Genomic DNA, 19,419 nt, shown 5'->3' with positions numbered 1-19,419 from the left:
GGGATCTAGAGGGGTGAGCCTATTCCCTGAATCCTCAGGGGTTCGTACTCAGGTAGCGGATCCGTTGGTGCCCGGTGCCTCCAGCACAGTGAGCTCCGACCAATGGTGGATGCGGGGGTAGCGGGCGTCGAGCGCCGGTGGTGTGAGCCAGCCGGAGAGATACCCCAAGGCCACGGCAACTCCTGCGGCCTCAGCCATGGATAGATCGCTGTCGGCGTCGCCGATCAGGGCGCAGGCCGCCGGTTCCACACCGAGCTGCCTGCAGAACCCATGCACGGCGCCCGGGTCGGGCTTGGCGGGCTTGTGATCGGCACTCCAGATGCCACGAATGTGGTGCTGAAGTTGATGGGCCCTCAGAAAGCGCTCGATACCTGTGGGTTGATCGTTGCTGATCACCCCGATCACCACGCCCGCAGTGTCGAGCTCAGCCAGCAGCCGCTCCAGGCCCTGGGTAGGCAAAGCCACAGCAGCGGCCTGATCCTCCCCCGGCGCAGCATCGGTGCAAAAGAACACCTCCTCGCTGTGGCGGAGGGCTTCCGGCCAGCCCAGTCCCACCAGGCAGAACACCGTGGCGGTGGAGATGAGGTTGTGGCTGCGGCTGGCCACCGCAGTGGTTCCGGCAGGGTGGAGGCGATCGCCCGTGAGCCCATAAGCCCGCTCCAGCAGTTCACGCAGCTCAAGGCGGCGCTCAGGCGCCACCCGTGCCTCGCAGAGATCGATGCGGGTGCGGGCCAGCCTGGTCAGCAATGGCTCGCTATGGCTGAGGGTTCCGTCCTTGTCGAACAGAACGGCCTCCAACTGGCCAATCGGTTCACCGCGCAGGGCCAGGACGGCCATGGATGCACCCGGGGGGAGAGGCGTGGATCAGTCGAGGTCGAGGGTGACGCCCATCGGCTCACTCTCTTCCGCCTGTTCCAGCAACATCTGCTTGTAGCGGGCGGCCATCTCCTCGGCCTTGTCGAACACCTTCTGGGGATCGGTGAGCATGTCACCGGGTTCGGGTTCGAGCGCCTTGGTGGAGAGGGAGATCCGACCACGTTCTGCATCGAGGTCGATGATCATCACCTTCATCTGATCGTTGACATTGAGCACCGTGTGGGGTGTTTCGATGTGCTCGTGGCTGATCTCGGAGATGTGCAGCAGGCCGCTGACGCCGCCGATGTCGATGAAGGCGCCGTAGGGCTTGATGCCACGCACGGTGCCGATCACCACTTCGCCGACCTCGAGGCGGTTCATCTTGCGTTCCACCAGGGCGCGGCGATGGCTGAGCACCAGACGGTTCCGCTCTTCGTCCACCTCCAGGAACTTCAGGGGCAGGAAGTCGGCGACGAGATCTTCCTTCGGCTTGCGGGTGCTGATGTGGCTGCCGGGGATGAAGCCACGCAGGCCTTCCACCCGCACCAGGGCACCGCCACGGTTGGTGGCAAACACTTCGCTGTAGATCGTGGCGTCTTCCTTCTGGAGCTGACGCACGCGCTCCCAGGCCCGCTGGTACTCAATGCGGCGGATGGAGAGGGTGAGCTGGCCGTCTTCGTTCTCCTCGCTGAGGATGAAGAATTCGCGAACCTCACCGGGCTCCAGCACGTCGCTGAGGTTCTCGACGCGGTTGATCGAGACCTCCTGGAGAGGCATGAAGGCAGCCGTCTTGGCGCCGATGTCGATCATGGCGCCCTTTGGCTCCATGGCGAACACAGTGCCGTTCACCACGTCGCCGGGTTTGAAGTTGTAGTCGTACTTGCTGAGAAGAGAGGCGAACTCCTCCAGGGTGAAACCGGCCCCATCGGCGTCGCGGCTTGCAGCCCGGCTCGAGGGGTCGTCAGCGGTGGGAACCTCTTCCGGAATGTCGAGGTCCAGATCAGCGGCGATGGTGTCGATGAGTTCGAGGTCGGCCTCGGCGCTGCTGATGTCGGAAGGGGTCACGGTCATGAAGGAGTGGCGGTCTGCCTGTGGCAGAGCGAAGGTTCGGCCTGGCTGCCCGCCGACAGCGCAAACCCAATCTCCGACTATACGAATCGGCGCGACCGTCAGTTCAAGATGGCCAGTGCCGGGCTGGATCCGTCGTTGCGGCGCTTGGCGGGACGCCGGCTCAGCCCTTCGAGGGCGGAAACGAAATCGCTGATCCCCTGGAACTGGCGATACACCGAGGCGAAGCGCACGTAGGCCACTTCACTCATCTCGCCGAGCTGCTGGAGCACGAGCTCGCCGATCTCGGCACTGCTGACCTCACGACCGCCGCGTTGCTGGAGTTGCAGCTCGATCTCGTCGATCACGGTTTCCAACCGGGCTGGCTCCAGGCCGGTTTTTTCGCAGGCGCGGATCAGGCCGTGCAGCAGCTTCTCGCGGCTGAACAGCTCCCGCTGGCCGTTGCGCTTCACCACGGTGACCGGAACCGTTTCAACCCTCTCGTAGGTGGTGAAGCGGGCTTCGCAGTTGAGGCACTCTCTGCGACGGCGCACACTCCTGCCTCCATCTGCGGATCGGGATTCGAGGACCCGGCTGTCGGTGTGTTGGCAGGAGGGACATTGCATCCCTTTTTTCGCCGCAAGTTGCGCTTATCAATTGTAAGCAGACATTCATTCAATGAAAAGGGTTCTCGCCCTCAGGTTTCCCCCCTCTCTCTCCGGCCCGTCGGCATGAAAAAGCCCCCGCCGGGGCGGGGGCAGAGCTGGACAGGGATCACTTGCCGATCTTCGGGGGATCGCGGAAGGCGATGGCGAAGAACAGGGTGGCGATCGCCAGGGTCAGGATCAGGATGTAGGCGAAGCTCTCCATCGAGGTTCTCGGGCGAAGGGACGATCAGCTGAGCGTGCTGCCGGCCGGGGGCACGAAGCCCTCGGGGATCCGACGGGTGGAGCGGTCACCGAGTTTCTGGAAGAGGCCGAATTCGACCTGCTCGCCAAGATCAGGATCGATGCCTGCGAACACATCGCGGTAGAGGGTGCGAGCCCCGTGCCAGATGTGGCCGAAGAAGAAGAGCAGCGCGAAGGTGGCGTGCCCGAAGGTGAACCAGCCGCGAGGGGAGCTGCGGAAGGTGCCATCGGAGTGATAGGTGTCGCGATCGAATTCGAAGGCTTCACCCAGCTGGGCCTTGCGTGCCAGGCGCTTCACGTCTGCAGGGTCGGTGAAGGTCTGACCGTCGAGAGCACCGCCGTAGACGGTGGCGGTGACGCCGGTCTGCTCGAAGGAGTACTTCGCTTCGGCGCGGCGGAAGGGGATGTCAGCCCGCACAATGCCTGTGCTGTCTTCAAGGACCACGGGGAAGTTCTCGAAGAAGTTGGGCAGACGGCGAACCTGGAGATCGCGCCCTTCTTTGTCGGTGAAGCTGATATGACCCAGCCAGCTGGTGGGCAGGCCGTCACCGTTCACCATCGGGCCGACGCGGAACAGACCTCCCTTGGCAGGACTGTTGCCGACGTAGTCAAAGAAGGCAAGCTTCTCTGGGATGGAGGCGTAAGCCTCCTTCTTGCTGGCTCCGGCCTCCATGGCCGTGGCCACGCGCCGGTTGATCTCGGTTTTGAAGTAGCCCTGATCCCACTGGTAGCGGGTGGGACCGAACAACTCGACTGGGGTGGCCGCAGAGCCGTACCACATCGTGCCAGCCACGATGAAGGCTGCAAAGAAAACGGCTGCGATCGCGCTGGCGAGCACCGTTTCGATGTTGCCCATCCGCAGAGCCTTGTAAAGACGCTCCGGGGGGCGGGTGGTGATGTGGAAGATGCCGGCGATGATCCCAACGATGCCGGCGGCGATGTGGTGAGCCACGATTCCACCGGGGTTGAAGGGGTTGAATCCTTCGGGCCCCCATGAGGGCTGAACGGGCTCAAGGTGCCCGGTGAGGCCGTAGGCATCGGATACCCACATTCCAGGGCCGAAGACGCCTGTGAGGTGAAAGGCTCCGAAGCCGAAGCAACCGAGGCCGGCCAGCAGGAGGTGGATGCCGAAGATCTTGGGCAGATCCAGGGCGGGCTCGCCGGTGCGAGGGTCCTGCCAGATCTCAAGATCCCAGTAGGTCCAGTGCCAGATGGCGGCAAGGAACAGCAGGCCACTGAAAATGATGTGAGCGGCGGCTACGCCTTCGAAGCTCCAGAAGCCAGGGTCGACACCGGTTTCACCGGTGATGCTCCAGCCTCCCCAGCTGCCTGTGACCCCGAGGCGGGCCATGAAGGGCATCACAAACATGCCCTGGCGCCACATGGGGTTGAGCACCGGGTCGGAGGGATCGAAGATGGCGAGCTCGTAAAGCGCCATGGAGCCGGCCCAGCCGGCAACAAGAGCGGTGTGCATGAGGTGCACGGCCAGAAGGCGGCCCGGGTCGTTGATCACGACCGTGTGCACCCGATACCAGGGCAATCCCATGGGGGTTAGGTCCGGGGAAACAAACGGCTGCAAGGGTGTGACCCGAGCAGCGGACGATCAGATGGATCGTTCCGTGCTGGCGATCGTAAGGGTTTCCTTCCGTTGCGGAGAGGCCACCAAGGGAGCTGAAACGAGCCGTGATACGGGGTCTGGCCCTGTCGCGATTGTGAAGTTACATTTCGCAACCTTGGGAGCACAATGGCGTGGTTTGAGCCGTTCCTCCATGCCCGTGATCCGCTTTGTTCGTGAAGGCCGTGATGTCAGCTGTTATCCCGGCGAAAACCTGCGGGAGGTGGCCCTGCGCGAAGGGGTGGAGATCTATGGCCTGAAGGGGAAATTGGGCAATTGCGGCGGCTGCGGCCAGTGCATCACCTGTTTTGTGGCGGTTGAGGAGCCGGCAACGTCTGCGGCCGCCCTCTCCCCACGCACCGCTGTGGAGGAGCGGAAGCTGCTCAAGCGTCCTGGGAACTGGCGCCTGGCTTGCCAGGCGCTGGTGCAGCGCTCGCTGATCGTGGTGACTCGGCCCCAGGTCGCCTTGCCGGACGGTGACCGGCTGCTTGCGGAGGCCCATCAGCAGCCGCTGCCGGAGGGCCCCACCAGCTGGCCCGTGGTGGAAGCGCCGTTGGACGACGAGGACGAGGGCGCCACGACCGCAACGACGGGTGAAGGGCTTCCTGAAGCGTCTGGCAATGGTGATACGGTCCGCTGAGTCCTCCATGCCTTGATGGAAACCAACGATCTCGGTTTCGTGGCCAGCCTGTTGTTCGTGCTGGTCCCGGCCATTTTCCTGATCATCCTCTACATCCAGACCAACAGCCGCCAGCAAGGCTGAGCCCGCAGCTGGCGCTTTTTCACCCCAGAGCAACCTCAGGTTTGCCCTGGGGTGATTTTCTGGCAGAGAGAAACCCGTGTTTTCGTCCGCCTGCATCGCTCACTCCGCACACAGCTTTCGGGCAAGGTGAGCGCAACGCATGATCGCAACCCAGTGGTTTGCTCACGCCTTTTGCCGCAGGAAAGGTTTTCCCCAGAGCTGGCCGTTGGTTCTGCTTGCTAGAGATCCAGTCAGGTGGTCGTTCTTCAGGCCGTGAAGCCAGGTGCCTGCACGCAACTGCACGAACGCAATTGCCTCCACGCAACTGCCTTTACGCCATTCCCTGACAACTGCACCACAGGCTCCGGCTGAAACGGGCCAGAGCTTTCGGATTCAGGCGCGGCGTTCGGGTTCGCGCACCAGCAGCACCGGCGCGGGAGCGTGCACCCGGATGAAGTCGCTTACCGAGGTCCCAAGCAGCCGATCGATGTCCACCAGTGCCTTGGCCACCAGCGGGCGACGATCCTGAGAGGCAATCACCAGCAGATCGGCCTCGATCTCCTTGGCTGCTGCGCACACTTCCCGGCCCACATCGTTGCCATCGCGGTGCACCCCCTTGAGCTCCACGCCAAAGCTGCGCGCGCGCTGCTTGGCCTTCTCCAGCACCTCGTCTGCCGGGGTTTTTCCGCCTCGGCTGGGAGCCAGTTGCTGGCGGCTCACGTGCACACCGGTGAGCGTGCCCCCGGGAATCTCCTTCACCAGCTCACAGGCGATCTTGAGGGCGTCATCGCCCACGCCGGTGCCATCGATGGTCACCATCACCCTGTTGACATGCCGGACGTAAAGGTCGTCGCGGACCAGCAGCATGGGCCGCGTGGACAGCTGGAAGACGTATTGGCTCGAGCTGTTGCCCAGGATCGACTGCAGCCGTCCAAGGCCGCGCGACCCCATCACGATCAGGTCGGCATCCAGCTCATCGGCCACCTTCAGCACAGTCTGCTTGGCATCCCCCTGACGGATGATCGTGTTCACATCGGTGGGATTGAGGCCCAGGCGTTGAACGGCCTCCGCCATCAACCCGCCGGCACGCTGCCAGTGCTCCTGCACGGTTTCCCCCGACTGCTCGGGCACCACATGGAGCAGGTTGAGCCGTGCCTGCCGGAAGGCCGGGAGGTCGCGCAGCATGCGCACCATTTCCTCCACATGACCTTTGCCGGAATCGGCGATCAGAAGGTTGCGAAACACGGGGGCGTCACGGTTCAAAATCAGCCTATGGCCGCCTCCGGGGCCAGCAGCTCCGCCCTGTCGAGGTCGTAATGGACGATCGTGATCCGACCTGGCCCTGGCGTCTGACCCGGCGCGTGTTGCCTCAGCACACGGATCACGCAGGGGTGATGTGGCACGGGGCCTACCTCCGCTGGTTGGAGGAGGCGCGGGTGGAGGCGCTGGCAGCGGTGGGCTTGCCCTACCGGGTGCTCTCCGACCGGGGCCTTGAGCTGCCGGTGGTTTCGCTCACCATCGACTACCGCCGCCCGCTCCAGCACGGCGACTGCGTGGACATCGAGAGCATGGTGGGTGATGCGCAGGGGCTGCGACTGCCCTGGTGCAGCAGGTTCGTGGGCATGGAAGGGCATGTGGCTGCCACCGCGCGGGTGGAGCTTGTGCTGGTGGAATCCAGGCCCCATCCGGCCGGGGGCGTTCCACAGCGGCGGCTGCGACGCCAACCGCCCGCCGATCTGGCGGAGGCGCTGGCAGCCCTGCGGCGGGGCCCTCGGACCGCCATGCCATAGTACAAGCGTACTGATCTTTTGTCGGCGGAATGGGAGAGCTTGTTGCCGTCAGCTTTCCTCGGGGCTCTGGCGCTGTGCCGAGCCCATGGCCCAAGGGCTTCGTTTCTGGCAATCCCACGTCTGAGATGGGGCTGCCATGGCCAGAGCGGCGTCGGCGGTGGTGGTTGCTCTGGGCTGGCTGTCCGGGTCTGGGAATCCGGCGGCTGGAGGGGCTGGAGCAGCGGTTCGGCTCTCTGGAAGAGGCCTGGAAGGCGCCGGCCGCGGATCTTGCCGCTGTGCAGGGGTTGGGTGCAGGGTTGCGGGCCGCTGTGGAGGCCTATCGGCAGCGGCACGGCGCCGATCCGGTCGCCGCCGGCAAGCCGGCGCCGGCGGCGATGCGCCGGGTGCTGCTTCCCGGGGATCCCGCCAACCCGCGGGCGTTCACTGCCCTGGAACGGCCACCCCTGGCGATCTACTGGCAGGGGCAGGGCGCCTTATGGCCGGTGCTGCGCCGCCGTGAGGCAGTGGCTGTGGTGGGCACCCGCAACCCCTCCCTGCACGGTCTGGCGATGGCGGAGGCGGTGGGTGCTGCCCTTGCCGCGGCAGGCTGGCCTGTGGTGAGCGGCCTCGCCGATGGCATCGATGCCGCCGCCCATCGAGGGTGTCTGGCTCAGGATGGCAAGCCAGTGGCGGTGCTCGGCACGCCGCTAAGGCGGGCTTATCCCCGCCATCACGGGCCCCTTCAGCAGTTTGTGTCCGCCCGGGGGCTGCTGATCACCGAGCAACCTCCGGGCGCCTCGGTTCAGCGTGGCCATTTCGCCGCCCGCAACCGCCTGCAGGTGGCCCTAGCAAAGGCGGTGGTAGTGATCGAGTGCCCCTTCAAAAGTGGCGCTCTCCATTCCGCGGCGCTGGCCTGGGAGCAGGGTCTGCCGCTCTGGGTGGTGCCGGCCGATGCGGCCAAGGTGTCTGCCCAGGGCAGCAACCGCTTGCTGCTGCAAGGTGCCACACCGTTGCTGCAGCCTGGGGATCTTGTGCACCAGCTGGGCCCCGGCCCGCTGTTGCAGGCGCAGAGCTCCGCTGAGCGAGCCACGGGCTTGCCATCTTGCCGGGTGGGGGCACTGACGTTTGTGCAGCGGAATCTGCTCGCCGCACTGGGCAGCGGGGCCTCGCTTGAGCACCTTTGCCAGTCTCTTGGAGAGCCACCAGCGCATCTCTCCAGCCTGCTTCTGGATCTGGAGTTGGCGGGGCTGATCAGCGCCGAGCCTGGGCTGTACTGGCGGCCCGCCCACGGCAGCTTTGCTTAGCCTTTCCGCATCGGCCAAACGCAGTCCCATCGCAGTTCCAGCCTCGCCACAGGCGTTCTCCCCCGTGGAAACCCCATCCACAGGCTCCCCAGGGCCGATTCGGCTCAGCGGCAAGCAACTCTGGCCTTGGCGCCGCGAACAACTTCGCCTTGGCGGAGTTGCCGCAGATTTCGATTGGCTGCTGGATCTCGCCGGCGGAGTGGATGGCCGCGGCCGCCATCGCCTGCGGCTTGAGCCTGAGCTCAGCGTGGATCTGCGGTGCAGCCTCGGCGAGATCGAGCGCCTCTGGCGCCGTCATCTGAGCGAGCACATCCCCCTTCAATACCTGGTGGGCATATGCCCCTGGCGCGATCTGGAGCTTGTTGTGGGGCCCGGGGCCCTGATTCCCCGCCAGGAAACCGAATGGCTGGTGGAACTGGCCTTGGAGCATGCCGGCGCCCTCGCTCCCGGCTGGCCGCGCCGCTGGGCCGATCTTGGCTGCGGTTCCGGTTGCCTGGCAGTGGCGCTGGCGCTGGCTTTCCCAGAGGCTCAGGGATGGGCAGTGGATTGCTCCCCGGAGGCGCTTCACCACACGCACAACAATCTCCAGCGCGCCCGCGTCCAAGGCCGGGTCGCACAGCTGGAAGGGTCCTGGTGGGACCCCCTGCAGGCCGTCTGGGGGCAGCTCGATCTGGTGGTGAGCAATCCCCCCTACATCCCCTCGGCCGAGGTGAGCCAGCTCGATCCCGTGGTGCGCTGGCATGAACCCCATCTCGCCCTCGATGGCGGTGCCGATGGCCTTGACGCAGTTCGCTTGATTGCCGCCGGAGCTCTCCAGGCACTGGCCCCCGGGGGCTGGCTGCTGCTTGAGCACCACCACGACCAATCCTCCGCCGTGTGCGCTCTGCTCAGCGCGGCCGGTCTGGAAGCGGTTGTTGCCCACAAGGATCTGGAAGGGCATTTCCGCTTTGCCCAGGGCCGGCGTCCGCCCATTCCCCACTGATGGATTCGTTGCCTGCTCCTGGTTCCTCTCTGCCGCTCACCCTCGAGCCAGCGGCTCTGGCTCAGCACCTGGTCGGTGGCGGAGCAGCGGTGTTTCCCACCGACACCCTTCCCGCCCTGGCCACCCAACCACTTGTGGCCGCCCAGATCTGGCGTCTCAAGCAGCGCCCTGAAGGCAAGCCGCTCATCCTCATGGGGGCAGATCCGGAGCTGTTGTTTGCGGCGTTGCACCAACCTCTGCAGCCGTCCTGGCTGGAGATGGCGGCGCGCTGCTGGCCAGGCGCGGTCACCCTCGTGCTGCCGGCGAGCGGCCCGATCGTTGAGGCCCTGCAGCCCAGTGCGCCCAAGCAGGCAATCTCCCTGGGCCTGCGCATTCCAGCCTGTGCCCCGGCTTTGGATCTGCTGCGGCGCACCGGCCCTCTGGCCACCACAAGCGCCAACCGCTCAGGGGAGCCGCCTTGCCGCACCCCTGTCGAGGTGGCTGCGGTGTTCGGCGGGTTGCCGATCCTGGCTCCGCTGCCATGGCCGTTGATGGAAGGCCAGGCCAGCACGGTGCTTCGCTGGCATCCGGGCGATCGCTGGGAAGTGCTGCGGCGTGGGGCTGTGATGCCCATCAACGGCGCGCCATGATGCCGCCATGCTCTGGCTGATCCTGCTGATCGTGTTCCTGCTCACGGGATTCGACGCACTCCTGGAGCCGGTGCTGCGCGCCTTCACGCCGCTCCTCTCCTTGAGCGGCTGGATCTGGCTGCCGCTGATCGCTGGCGGCTGGTTGCTGGCGGGCCGGCGCTCCTGAAAGACGGCGTCGGCTGAGGGGCTTCCCCGTGTGTTGCTTGTCTTGCCTCCTGAGCCGCTGACGTCCTGCAGGGCATAGAGCAAAACAGCATCAAGCGGCAAGGAGCAATGCTGTTGCACAGCACGGGGAAGGCCGGCACGCCGCCGGAACCTGCTGGCCAGAAGGCAACAGCCGTGAGCTTGAGGGCAAAGAGAAGCCGGCTAACGGATTTGAACCGATGGCCTTCGCTTTACAAAAGCGCTGCTCTACCGCTGAGCTAAGCCGGCACGCGTTGAGCTTATCTCTCCCCCAGAGCCCACAGCAGCAGCTGGCTCCGGTTGTTGCAGCCGGTTTTTGCCAGCAAGTGCGACACGTGGCTTTCCACGGTGCGGTGGCTCAAGGTAAGGGCGGCGGCAATGCCTTTGTTGCTTCTCCCTTCTTTCAACATGTGCAGCACGCGCCTCTCGGCAGGGGTGAGCACGGGTGAAGTCAGTGTGGTTTCGCTGGTGGCAGGCAAGGGATCCATCGCTGAAGTGCGGCTCATGCCAGGGTTCCCACGCAATCGCAGCTTCGCCCTCGTTGCTGGCCCTGGTTCCCACTTCACTCCGGCGTAGCCCATGGCCAGCGGCTTCTGCCGCTGGCTTGCTCAGGCGGAGGCGGCAGCCGTGCCAGGCGGTGGAGGTAACGGTGTGGGGCGGGCCCGCTTGATCGGCAGGTTGGCCACCAGAGCAGTCACGCGGTCTTCGGTTTCCAGGCTCACATCGCCTTCCTCCAGATCGATTTCCACGTAGCGCGACACCACTTCAAGGATTTCCCGGCGCATCTGCTCCAGCAATTCAGGATTCAGATCACTGCGATCGTGAGCCAGCACCAGCTGCAGCCTCTGCTTGGCGGTGGCAGCGCTGGCCGGTTGACGTCCAAGCAGCTTGTCGATGAGTTCGCGGAGCGTCATCGGTGATCAGAAGATCTTGGTTTGCATCAAGCGGCCGATCTTGGCCCTCAGCCCTGGTGCTTTCTTGGTGGGATCCACCAGTGGAACGTCCTCGCCCCGCAGGCGCCTGGCCACGTTCATGTAGGCCTGGCCTGCGGGGGAGCGGCTGCCATTGAGGGTGAGCGGTTCGCCGCGGTTGGTCGACACGATCACCTGCTCGTCCTCCAGCACCAGGCCCACCAGCGGCAGGGCGAGGATGTCGGTCACGTCGTCGACGGCCAGCATCTCCTGATTGGCCATCATCTTTGGCCGCACCCGGTTCAGCACCAGCTGCACCGGCTGGATTTCTCGCGTCTGCAGCAGGCCGATCACCCGGTCAGCGTCCCGCACCGCGGACACTTCCGGAGTGGTCACGATCAGGGCTTCGCGGGAGGCGGCCGCCGCATTCTTGAAGCCGTCCTCGATGCCGGCCGGGCAGTCGATCAGTACGAAATCAAAGCGCTCCTCCAGCATGGCCACGATCTTCTTCATGTCGTCGGGCGTGAGCCACTCGAGCATGCGTGGGTTGCCTGCGGGCAGCAGCGATAAATTCGGCTCCTGCTTGTGCTTCACCAGAGCCTGCTCCAGGCGGCAGGTTTCCGCGAGCACTTCCTGCGCCGTGTAGACGATCCGGTTTTCGAGGCCGAGCAGCAGATCCAGATTGCGCAGACCGAAATCGGCATCCAACACGGCGGTTCTGGCGCCTTGTTTGGCCAGGGCGATGCCGAGGTTGGCGGTGAGGGTGGTCTTGCCGACCCCCCCCTTGCCGGAGCAGATGAGGATCGTGCGGCTCGAGGCGGAGGTCACGGCGCTGCCAGGGATGCCTGCAGGTTACGTCCACTTGTGGTCGGCACCCTCCGTACCCGTTGCTGCTGCGGGCGAGACGCTCCTGAGCCCAGTAAAACGGTGCACGTGCTGTCACCTGTCCGATGCCGGATCCGCTCCCCCATCACCAGAGACTTCTGGTCATGCCCGACGACGGCGCTGAAGCGGTGGTGGCGCTCATTGAAGGGGCCAGGGAGCAACTGCTGCTGAAGCAGTTCAAGCTGGAATCGGAAGCGGTGGAAGCGGCCTTGCTGCGGGCCCATCAACGTGGTGTGCAGGTGCGGGTGATGCTCAATCCTCACACTTCCGGCGGCGATCGTTGGAACGATGCCGCCTACCAGCGCCTGTGTGACTGGGGCATGGAGGTGAACTGGACGAGCGAAGCCTTCCCTGTGACCCACGAGAAATCGATGGTGGTGGACCGCGAGCAGGCCCTGATCGCCACCTTCAACCTGAGTGACAAGTACTTCACCCAGACGCGCGACTATGGCGTGGTGAGCTGTGCCAAAGCTGTGGTGGAGCAGGTGATTGCTGGCTTCGAGGCTGACTGGAACCGCACCTTCTTCTCCCCTGATCTGGCGGTCGGCCTGCTGTGGAGCAGTCTGCACAGCCGCGGCCAGATGGCGCGGATCGTGGATGCTGCCAACAACACGCTGTGGATCCAGCATCCCAAGTTCGTGGATGCGGTGATCCTCGATCGGATCATTTCGGCCCGCGAAAGGGGGGTGAAGGTGCGCGTGCTCTGCGGAGGAAAGCACGGCATCAGTGACTGGGACATTTATGACACCTTCTCATCGCTGCGGGTGATGCAACGCTTCGGTGTGAAGGTGCGGCGGCAGAAACATCTCAAGCTGCACGCCAAGCTGATCCTCATGGATGGTATTGCCGCCCAGACCGGATCCATGAACATCGACCGCAGCGCCTTCGATCTGCGCCGGGAGTTGGGCATCGAGTGTGATGCCCCGGCCGTGGTGGAACGGCTCAAGGCCACGTTCGCAGCCGACTGGGAGCAGGCCAGCCCCTATGCCGCCCCCGACCCGCTCAATCCAAGCCTGCACGAACTGGGTGAACTCCCCCCTGATCCCCACTTCGTGCACGATTGATGCCTGCGTCTGCTCCCGAACCGCACCCGATTCCGTGCCCTGCCGGGCTGGCGCCACCCCCCGGCCTCCGTCAGCTGTTCATCGGCATGCTGCAGGTCGCGCTCTCCTCCTTTGGCGGTGGCCTTTCGGCCTGGAGCCAGCGCATCGTGGTGGAGCAGCGCCGCTGGATGTCCGACCAGGACTTCCTCACCGGCCTCACCGTGGCGCGCCTGTTCCCCGGGCCCAACCAGATCAACATGGCCGTTTACATCGGCGCCAGTTTTCACGGGCTCGTCGGAGCGCTGGTGGCTCTTGCCGGCATGTTGGTGGTGCCATTCACGCTGCTGATGCTGCTCGGCCTCGTGTATTTCCAGGTGCATGAGATCCCGGCCGTGGATCGGGTGCTGGCCGGGGTCGTTGCAGCGGCGGCCGGCATGGCCCTGTCGATGGGCTTCAAGATCCTGCACACCTACTGGCGAGATCGGGTTGCCCTGCTACTGGCTGCGCTCACCTTTGTGGCGATGGCCGTGTTCCATGTGCGGCTGATTCCGATGGTGCTGGTGGCGGGTCCACTGGCCATGGTCTGGTACTGGCCCCGCAGCAGCGCCCAGGAGCCGTCATGAGCTCGCCGTTGGTCTTGCTTTCCTGCGCGACCCCTCCCACCACTCAGCTGGGTGACTTCCTTCAACTGATCTGGACCTTCCTTTCTCTTTCGTTGTTTTCGCTGGGAGGCGGCAACACCCTGCTGGCGGAGTATCACCACATCAGTGTGGAGCAGTTCTGCTGGCTCACCGATTCCCAGTTCTCGGATATCTACGCGCTGGCGGAGGCGGCCCCGGGCCCCAGCTCAATGATTGTGGGGTTGCTGGGCATGGGGGCGGCCTGGAAGGAAGGGCCATGGATGGCGCTCGTGAGTGCCTACGCCGCTGAACTGGCCATTCTCGTTCCATCCACGCTGCTGATGGTGGTCGCCTGCCTCAGCTGGAAACGCCTGGAGCATTCCCCCTGGCGGGTGGCATTTGAGCGCGGTCTTGGGCCGATCACCCTGGGCATTCTCTTCGTGGTGGGCTTCAAGATCCTCAACACGGCCAACCACGGGGTTCCGGGTTATCTCGTTTCGATTGTGGTGTGCTTCCTCATGCTGCGCACGCGGCTTTCGCCGCTGTGGTTCATGGGGGTGGCGGGCCTTTTGGGCGGGCTGGGGATCATCAACCGCTGATGAGCTTGCTGTTCGTCAGTGCTGTCGCCGAACACATGCCAGCCAAGCGATCTTCAGGCCTCCGTCACCGGCCAGAACGGTTCCGCCGGATCGATCCGAATGCTTCCTGCCACCAGCGTGGCCTGCTCGCAGAAGCCCAGCGGTGGTTGATCTTCGGGCCCGCGGGCCACGGCATCGGCGATCCGCAACTGCAGAGGCCGCAGGTGCAAGGCCACGATCCTGGCGTTTGCATCCCCTTCGCAGCCCGCATGGGCAATGCCCCGCAGCCGTCCCCACACGAGCACATGACCCGCGGCGCGTACACGGGCGCCCGGGTTCACATCCCCCAGCACCAGCAGCGATCCCCCCACCTCCACGTGGTCCCCGGCGCGCAGTGTGCCGCGATGCAGGCTGAGTCCGTCGCTGCCGGGCAGCCCTGCGACGGTGCCGCTCGCCTGGCTGTCGCTGTTCCCCGCCGCGCCTGACCCCTCTTCCGTGCTGCGGCTGGAGACAACGGCAAGTCCGATCGCCGCCGCCGCCACCAGCGTTTCCTCGCACCGCCCCTCCACCCTGCAAAGCTTCAGGCCATGGCTGCGGAACAACCGCTGGAGCTCGCGCAGCTGCGGCAGATCCAGCTGCCAGGTTCCGCTCTGCAGCACCACCGGCCCCTGCGGTGGTCTGTGCCCCAGAGCGAGGCGCACGTTCTGAAAGGCAGTGGCTGCTCCGTCAGGGGAGGCCGGCAGCAGCATCTGATGGGCGAGGCCGGGCGCTGAAGCCGCAATCAGAACGGCAGCCATCGGTGCGGGCGAAGGAGGACAACTTACCCAGGAGGTCTCGATTCAGCCGATCGCTGCCGGAGCGCTTGCCTCAGCTGCGCGTTGACCTCAGCCGGATGGATCAGCCAACACAGCTCCACCGGTTTGACCAGGCTGCTCACCAATGGCGATCGCTCCTCAAGCGCTTCGAGCGTGTGACCGTCCCATAGCCGCAGCCCACCTTTGTATGGGTGATACCCACGGCTCTGGCGCTGATCGAGCCCGCAACACACCCGTGGGTCGAGGCCGGCGGCGGCAGCGTGGCGCTGGGCCAGTGCCAGCAGCTCCAACCGGCCCTGCGCTGGCAGGGCGCTCACGTCAAGGGCCTTCAACAGCCTGCGCTCCAGCAGGCGAGCGCTCAGCTGCCGCAGGGGCTCAGGTCCGTCCTCGGCCCAGCGGAGCAGGTGGTACCCGGTGCGTACGTCATCGTTGGCCAGATAGGTGGAGACATCCAGCGCCGCCGGTTCCCACAGCCAGCGGGCCATCACCGCATCGGCAAACACCTGATCGGGGCGAGCGTCGCGGGCGGCCAGGATCAGCTGCCGCAGCAGCCAGTTGCAGACCACGTTGAGGCGGTGGTTGTAGACGCTGCGGTGCATCAGATTGCGCACCACCAGGTAGTGCTCCACTGCCATCAGGCCTTTGGGATGGATGGCAAGGCTGCGGTCGGGGGCCAGGGTCAGGGCGGCCAGCAGGCGGTCGAGGTCCAGTTGTCCGAAGCAGGTTCCGGTGCTGTGGCTGTCCCGCAGCAGGTAGTCGAGGCGGTCACAGTCGAGCTGGCTGCTCACCAGCGCCGCGATCGAGGGATGCGGGTGGCTGCCCTCTTCCAGCAGGCTGGCCACAGCCTCGGCGGTGCCGGGAGCGAACTGCTCCATCGGGCCGCGCAGATCCGGGTGCTCGCGCACCAGCCGGGCCGACCAGCGCTCGTGCCTTAACCCATACATCTCCTCGCCCGAGTGGCTGAGCGGGCCATGGCCCACGTCGTGCAGCAGGGCCGCGGCATACAGAACGCCCTGGGCTTCGAGCAGATCGGGAGCCTGGGGAGTGAGTTCCGCCAGGGCGCGACGGACCAGATGGAGCACCCCGAGGGAATGGGTGAAGCGGCTGGATTCAGCTCCGTGGAAGGTCAGAAAGGCGGGCCCCAGCTGGCGGATGCGGCGCAGCCGTTGAAACGGCACGGTATCGACCAGTTCCATGGCCAGCGCTTCGGCTGGATTGTCACGGTCGAGGCGAATGGCCCCATGCAGGGGATCGTGATACGTGCGGGTGCGTTTCATTCAGGCCAACTCCCCGGCGAGCGTCGCGGCCGCTTCCGCCAGCCAGGTGTCGTCCTCTCCGCCGGGGTTGAGCGGTTCCGGCTCGGGCAGGGGCTGATCGGGGGTGATGCCCAGGCTTTGGATGTCGCGGCCGCTGGGGGTCACGTAGCGGGCCACGGTCACCGTGAGGCCACTGCCGTCGCCCAGCCCGATCAGTGTCTGAATCAGCCCTTTCCCGAAGGTGCGGCTACCCAGCAGCTCCGAACGTCCATCGTCCTGGAGAGCCCCGGCCAGGATCTCACTGGCACTGGCTGTGCCGCCATTCACCAGCGTGAGCATCGGCCCGCGGAACAGTTGGCCGGGAGGGGCCTGCCTCTCTTCGCTCAGGCCGCTGCGGGTGCGGGTTTCCACGATCCGCTGGCCATCCAGCAAGGCGCCGGCTACGGCAACTCCGGCATCCACCAGTCCGCCGGAGTTGTTGCGCAGGTCCAGCACAAGCCCTTCCACGCCATGGCTGTCGAAGGCAGTGAGGGTGTCGCGCACCTGTTCGGGCACCTGCTCGCTGAACTGGCTGATGCGCAGGTACCCAAGCCGGTGGCCCTGCGCATTGAACTCGCGCTGCCGCACGGGTTGCAGGTCAACGGTTCTGCGTTCCAGCAGCAGCTGCCGTTCCACGCCTTCGGGTGAGCGCACCAGCAGCTGAACCCGGCTTCCAGCCGGTCCCCGCAGCCGTGCCGCTGTGGCCTCAAGACCGAGTGAGGCGCAGCTTTGCCCCTCCACTTCAAGCAGTGCACTGCCGGTGCCGATGGCCGCCTCGGCAGCCGGTGAGCCATCCAGGGGCGCAATCACCACGATGGTCTGGTCGTTGCCCACCGTCCCAAGCTGCAGGCCCACCCCGCTGACGCTCCCCTTGGTGCTTGAACGAAGAGCGGCGTAGTCAGATGGGCTGAGGAACCGTGTGTAGGGGTCACCCAGCGGGGCCAGCATGGCGGCGATGGCGTCGTAGGCCTCACCACTGCTTTCGATCCTCTGTTCAAGGGCCTGCTGGCGCAACTGGCGCCAGTGCACAGCCTCGAAGCGCTCGGGGTCCACATAGCTCTGGTTCACGAGGCGCCAGGCCTCCACCACCAGTTGCTGCGCGTCGTTGAGGGCCTGCACGGGGGGCGGGCACCCCAGCAGAATCAGGGCCAAAGAGGCCGCCGACACCAAGGCCCATGCCCTCTGTTTCAGAGGCCTGCCAGCAATCACGACCGGTCCACGGCAATCGGTAGACTCTCGCAACCCACCGTCCCCTGCTGCATGGCGAACTCGTCTCCGGCTGCCAAGTCGTCCCCTGTGTACGACTGGTTTGAGGAGCGTCTGGAGATCCAGGCGATCGCAGACGATATCTCCTCCAAATACGTGCCGCCCCACGTCAACATTTTCTATTGCCTCGGCGGCATCACCCTGGTGTGCTTTCTGATCCAGTTTGCCACCGGCTTCGCGATGACCTTCTATTACAAGCCCACCGTCGCTGAGGCGTATGCCTCGGTTCAGTACCTCATGACGGATGTCAGCTTCGGTTGGCTGATCCGCTCAGTGCATCGCTGGAGCGCCAGCATGATGGTGCTGATGCTCATTCTTCACGTGTTCCGCGTGTATCTCACTGGCGGCTTCAAGCGTCCCCGTGAGCTCACCTGGATCACCGGCGTCACCATGGCCGTCATCACAGTTTCTTTCGGGGTCACCGGCTATTCCCTCCCTTGGGATCAGGTGGGTTATTGGGCCGTCAAGATTGTTTCCGGTGTTCCTGCCGCCGTCCCTGTGGTTGGCGACTTCATGGTCGAGCTGCTCCGTGGTGGTGAAAGCGTCGGTCAGTCCACTCTTACCCGCTTCTACAGCCTTCACACCTTCGTCATGCCCTGGCTGCTTGCGGTCTTCATGCTCATGCACTTCCTGATGATCCGTAAGCAAGGCATTTCCGGTCCCTTGTGATCTCTGCCTGTTTCTTGCCCCTGCTCTCTAGCTTTCCGCCGCCCTCACTAGGTCCCCTCCATGCACATCCTCAAGAAGCCTGATCTGAGCGATCCCAAGCTCCGCGCCAAGCTCGCCAAGGGCATGGGGCACAACTACTACGGCGAGCCCGCTTGGCCCAACGATCTCCTCTACATCTTCCCAGTGGTGATCCTTGGCACCATCGCGTGCGTTGTTGGGCTCGCTGTCCTCGATCCAGCCATGCTGGGCGACAAAGCCGATCCATTTGCCACTCCTCTGGAAATTCTCCCCGAGTGGTACCTCTATCCCGTCTTCCAGATTCTGAGGGTTGTCCCCAACAAGCTGCTCGGCATCGCTCTTCAAACGATGGTGCCCCTCGGCTTGATGCTCATTCCTTTTATTGAGAGCTTCAACAAGTTCCAGAACCCCTTCCGCCGCCCTGTGGCCATGGGTGCCTTCCTTTTTGGTACTGCTTTCACGATTTACCTGGGCATCGGTGCCGCCATGCCGATTGACAAGTCCCTCACCCTTGGTCTGTTCTGAGCCTCTTCCGAGCTCAGCCAATACTCCCCCGCCGCGGCATCAGCCGCGGCTTTTTTTATGGGAGAACGGTCCGCTGGCAGTTCCTGGGCCTTCTTCTCTCTTGAGGCAGGCCAGCAACTGCTATCGCCTCTGTTGCCTCGGTTTTGCTCTGGCCTGGGCAGACATGGGTGTGCCTCTCGGTAGCGCGTCTGTAGTGACAGCCACACTCTGCTGCTCGAAGGCCTCCCAGGGGCAGAGGTCCGATTGAGGCTAAGGCTGCTCACGGCTTTGAACGCACCTTCCTGAGCACACTGGCCCTCCCTATGGCTGCGGGCTTCTGGGCCGTATCCGTCCGTCGCGTTCAGCAAGCCGGCCCCCGGGTGGTGAGAAGCGGAGTAGCGGAGCGGGGATTGGAAGCTGGAAGGCGATGGGGCTTGGAACGGCTACGTCCGAAGAGCTTGTGCTCGGCCTCTGGAGCGAACCGTCTCCTCTCAGCTCCACCAGGAGGGCCTGCGCTGGAGAGGTCTGAGCGGAGTCGTTGCCTTCGTGTGGCACCTGCTGTCTTCTCTCGTGGCTTCAAGCGCGGCCAGCGCAACCGTGAGCCAGGGGGGCCGCGTGACTGTTGCAAAAGTTCACAGTGGACGGTTCGGCCCGTTTCGCAATGGCTCCTGCGGCTCGTTGAGAGCAGTGGCTGCAACGCAGTCCCACCCCACTAGTAGCGGGCGAAAGCCTTGCGAGCACAGACTTTCCCGTGCTTGCGGCGAGCAATAGCGAGCAGCTG

Annotated in this window: 24 protein-coding genes and 1 tRNA gene; 12 read left to right on the top strand and 13 right to left on the bottom strand. The window is 64.8% G+C overall.

Translation table 11 applies throughout. The annotated features are described in order from the left end of the window. Positions 1 to 48 precede the first annotated feature (48 nt). The 5 genes from CJZ80_RS13025 to psbB form a co-directional block, all read right to left on the bottom strand. Positions 49 to 837, bottom strand: a complete 789-nt coding sequence (locus CJZ80_RS13025; RefSeq protein WP_094514086.1) for an HAD family hydrolase — start codon at positions 835 to 837, stop codon at positions 49 to 51. Positions 838 to 864: 27 nt separating this feature from the next. Then, positions 865 to 1,926 carry a 30S ribosomal protein S1 gene (locus CJZ80_RS13020; protein ID WP_094514084.1) on the bottom strand — a complete coding sequence of 354 codons (1,062 nt, stop codon included), beginning with the start codon at positions 1,924 to 1,926 and terminating at the stop codon, positions 865 to 867. A 98-nt stretch (positions 1,927 to 2,024) separates the two neighbouring features. Continuing rightward, positions 2,025 to 2,528, bottom strand: coding sequence for a transcriptional regulator NrdR (gene nrdR / locus CJZ80_RS13015; protein ID WP_094514082.1), 504 nt, complete (start codon positions 2,526 to 2,528; stop codon positions 2,025 to 2,027). A 148-nt stretch (positions 2,529 to 2,676) separates the two neighbouring features. After that, the gene (locus tag CJZ80_RS13010; protein ID WP_006042122.1) at positions 2,677 to 2,772 is read right to left on the bottom strand and encodes a photosystem II reaction center protein T; all 96 of its coding nucleotides are present in this window, start codon (positions 2,770 to 2,772) and stop codon (positions 2,677 to 2,679) included. Positions 2,773 to 2,796: 24 nt separating this feature from the next. Then, positions 2,797 to 4,356 carry a photosystem II chlorophyll-binding protein CP47 gene (gene psbB, locus CJZ80_RS13005; RefSeq protein ID WP_094514080.1) on the bottom strand — a complete coding sequence of 520 codons (1,560 nt, stop codon included), beginning with the start codon at positions 4,354 to 4,356 and terminating at the stop codon, positions 2,797 to 2,799. Between the two features lie 223 nt (positions 4,357 to 4,579). Between psbB and CJZ80_RS13000 the strand changes: the two genes are divergently transcribed. Together CJZ80_RS13000 and psbM are read left to right on the top strand one after the other, a co-directional pair. Next, positions 4,580 to 5,065, top strand: coding sequence for a 2Fe-2S iron-sulfur cluster-binding protein (locus CJZ80_RS13000; protein ID WP_094514078.1), 486 nt, complete (start codon positions 4,580 to 4,582; stop codon positions 5,063 to 5,065). Positions 5,066 to 5,080: 15 nt separating this feature from the next. Next, positions 5,081 to 5,188 (top strand): photosystem II reaction center protein PsbM, encoded by a 108-nt coding sequence (gene psbM / locus CJZ80_RS12995; protein ID WP_094514076.1) that lies wholly within the window; start codon positions 5,081 to 5,083, stop codon positions 5,186 to 5,188. A gap of 372 nt (positions 5,189 to 5,560) precedes the next feature. Here psbM and CJZ80_RS12990 read toward each other — a convergent pair whose 3' ends face one another. Then, positions 5,561 to 6,412 (bottom strand): universal stress protein, encoded by an 852-nt coding sequence (locus CJZ80_RS12990; RefSeq protein ID WP_094514074.1) that lies wholly within the window; start codon positions 6,410 to 6,412, stop codon positions 5,561 to 5,563. Between the two features lie 116 nt (positions 6,413 to 6,528). On the opposite strand from CJZ80_RS12990, the gene CJZ80_RS12985 reads away from it, so the two are divergent. The 5 genes from CJZ80_RS12985 (at position 6,529) to CJZ80_RS15480 (ending at position 10,017) form a co-directional block, all read left to right on the top strand. Next, a complete protein-coding gene (locus CJZ80_RS12985; protein WP_369803095.1) occupies positions 6,529 to 6,957 on the top strand; it encodes an acyl-CoA thioesterase in 429 nt (142 codons plus the stop codon). A gap of 164 nt (positions 6,958 to 7,121) precedes the next feature. Continuing rightward, positions 7,122 to 8,240 (top strand): DNA-processing protein DprA, encoded by a 1,119-nt coding sequence (locus tag CJZ80_RS12980; protein WP_233133100.1) that lies wholly within the window; start codon positions 7,122 to 7,124, stop codon positions 8,238 to 8,240. A gap of 64 nt (positions 8,241 to 8,304) precedes the next feature. Next, positions 8,305 to 9,222, top strand: a complete 918-nt coding sequence (gene prmC / locus CJZ80_RS12975; protein WP_233133099.1) for a peptide chain release factor N(5)-glutamine methyltransferase — start codon at positions 8,305 to 8,307, stop codon at positions 9,220 to 9,222. Beyond that, positions 9,222 to 9,851 carry an L-threonylcarbamoyladenylate synthase gene (locus CJZ80_RS12970; protein ID WP_094514067.1) on the top strand — a complete coding sequence of 210 codons (630 nt, stop codon included), beginning with the start codon at positions 9,222 to 9,224 and terminating at the stop codon, positions 9,849 to 9,851. The genes prmC and CJZ80_RS12970 overlap by 1 nt, the downstream gene beginning before the upstream one ends. A 7-nt stretch (positions 9,852 to 9,858) precedes the next feature. Then, positions 9,859 to 10,017, top strand: a complete 159-nt coding sequence (locus CJZ80_RS15480) for a hypothetical protein (protein WP_198948317.1) — start codon at positions 9,859 to 9,861, stop codon at positions 10,015 to 10,017. Positions 10,018 to 10,211: 194 nt separating this feature from the next. Here CJZ80_RS15480 and CJZ80_RS12965 read toward each other — a convergent pair. The 4 genes from CJZ80_RS12965 to minD form a co-directional block, all read right to left on the bottom strand. Continuing rightward, a tRNA-Thr gene (locus CJZ80_RS12965) sits at positions 10,212 to 10,283 on the bottom strand. A gap of 11 nt (positions 10,284 to 10,294) precedes the next feature. Continuing rightward, positions 10,295 to 10,513, bottom strand: a complete 219-nt coding sequence (locus tag CJZ80_RS12960; protein WP_369803074.1) for a response regulator transcription factor — start codon at positions 10,511 to 10,513, stop codon at positions 10,295 to 10,297. Between the two features lie 129 nt (positions 10,514 to 10,642). Continuing rightward, on the bottom strand, positions 10,643 to 10,948 hold the full coding sequence (gene minE / locus CJZ80_RS12955) for a cell division topological specificity factor MinE (protein WP_094514062.1): 306 nt from the start codon (positions 10,946 to 10,948) through the stop codon (positions 10,643 to 10,645). 6 nt (positions 10,949 to 10,954) lie between these two features. After that, positions 10,955 to 11,773: a septum site-determining protein MinD gene (gene minD, locus CJZ80_RS12950; protein ID WP_094514061.1), complete on the bottom strand. Its 819-nt coding sequence runs from the start codon at positions 11,771 to 11,773 to the stop codon at positions 10,955 to 10,957. 161 nt (positions 11,774 to 11,934) lie between these two features. On the opposite strand from minD, the gene CJZ80_RS12945 reads away from it, so the two are divergent. The 3 genes from CJZ80_RS12945 to CJZ80_RS12935 are packed head-to-tail and all read left to right on the top strand — an operon-like array spanning position 11,935 to position 14,092. Further along, positions 11,935 to 12,894, top strand: coding sequence for a phospholipase D-like domain-containing protein (locus tag CJZ80_RS12945; RefSeq protein ID WP_233133098.1), 960 nt, complete (start codon positions 11,935 to 11,937; stop codon positions 12,892 to 12,894). Then, positions 12,894 to 13,496 carry a chromate transporter gene (locus CJZ80_RS12940; protein WP_233133097.1) on the top strand — a complete coding sequence of 201 codons (603 nt, stop codon included), beginning with the start codon at positions 12,894 to 12,896 and terminating at the stop codon, positions 13,494 to 13,496. Before CJZ80_RS12945 ends, CJZ80_RS12940 begins: the two co-directional genes overlap by 1 nt. 8 nt (positions 13,497 to 13,504) lie before the next feature. Next, a complete protein-coding gene (locus tag CJZ80_RS12935) occupies positions 13,505 to 14,092 on the top strand; it encodes a chromate transporter (RefSeq protein ID WP_233133096.1) in 588 nt (195 codons plus the stop codon). 53 nt (positions 14,093 to 14,145) lie between these two features. Here CJZ80_RS12935 and minC read toward each other — a convergent pair whose 3' ends face one another. Genes minC through ctpZ form a run of 3 tightly spaced genes read right to left on the bottom strand, consistent with a single transcriptional unit; the run spans position 14,146 to position 17,372 of the window. Further along, positions 14,146 to 14,868, bottom strand: a complete 723-nt coding sequence (gene minC / locus CJZ80_RS12930) for a septum site-determining protein MinC (RefSeq protein WP_094514055.1) — start codon at positions 14,866 to 14,868, stop codon at positions 14,146 to 14,148. A gap of 23 nt (positions 14,869 to 14,891) precedes the next feature. After that, positions 14,892 to 16,163: an HD domain-containing protein gene (locus CJZ80_RS12925; protein WP_094514053.1), complete on the bottom strand. Its 1,272-nt coding sequence runs from the start codon at positions 16,161 to 16,163 to the stop codon at positions 14,892 to 14,894. Then, complete coding sequence (ctpZ, locus tag CJZ80_RS12920; RefSeq protein WP_369803094.1) at positions 16,164 to 17,372, bottom strand: carboxyl-terminal processing protease CtpZ; 1,209 nt, start codon at positions 17,370 to 17,372, stop codon at positions 16,164 to 16,166. Positions 17,373 to 17,441: 69 nt separating this feature from the next. Here ctpZ and petB point away from each other — a divergent pair, with 69 nt between their 5' ends. Then, positions 17,442 to 18,116 carry a cytochrome b6 gene (petB, locus tag CJZ80_RS12915; RefSeq protein WP_094514048.1) on the top strand — a complete coding sequence of 225 codons (675 nt, stop codon included), beginning with the start codon at positions 17,442 to 17,444 and terminating at the stop codon, positions 18,114 to 18,116. 60 nt (positions 18,117 to 18,176) lie between these two features. Then, the gene (gene petD, locus CJZ80_RS12910) at positions 18,177 to 18,659 is read left to right on the top strand and encodes a cytochrome b6-f complex subunit IV (RefSeq protein WP_094514044.1); all 483 of its coding nucleotides are present in this window, start codon (positions 18,177 to 18,179) and stop codon (positions 18,657 to 18,659) included. Positions 18,660 to 19,419: the final 760 nt, after the last annotated feature.

Source organism: Synechococcus sp. MW101C3, assembly GCF_002252635.1.
Lineage (GTDB): Bacteria > Cyanobacteriota > Cyanobacteriia > PCC-6307 > Cyanobiaceae > MW101C3.
Note: the sequence above shows the minus strand (reverse complement) of the source record. Positions and strands in the feature narration are given on the sequence as shown.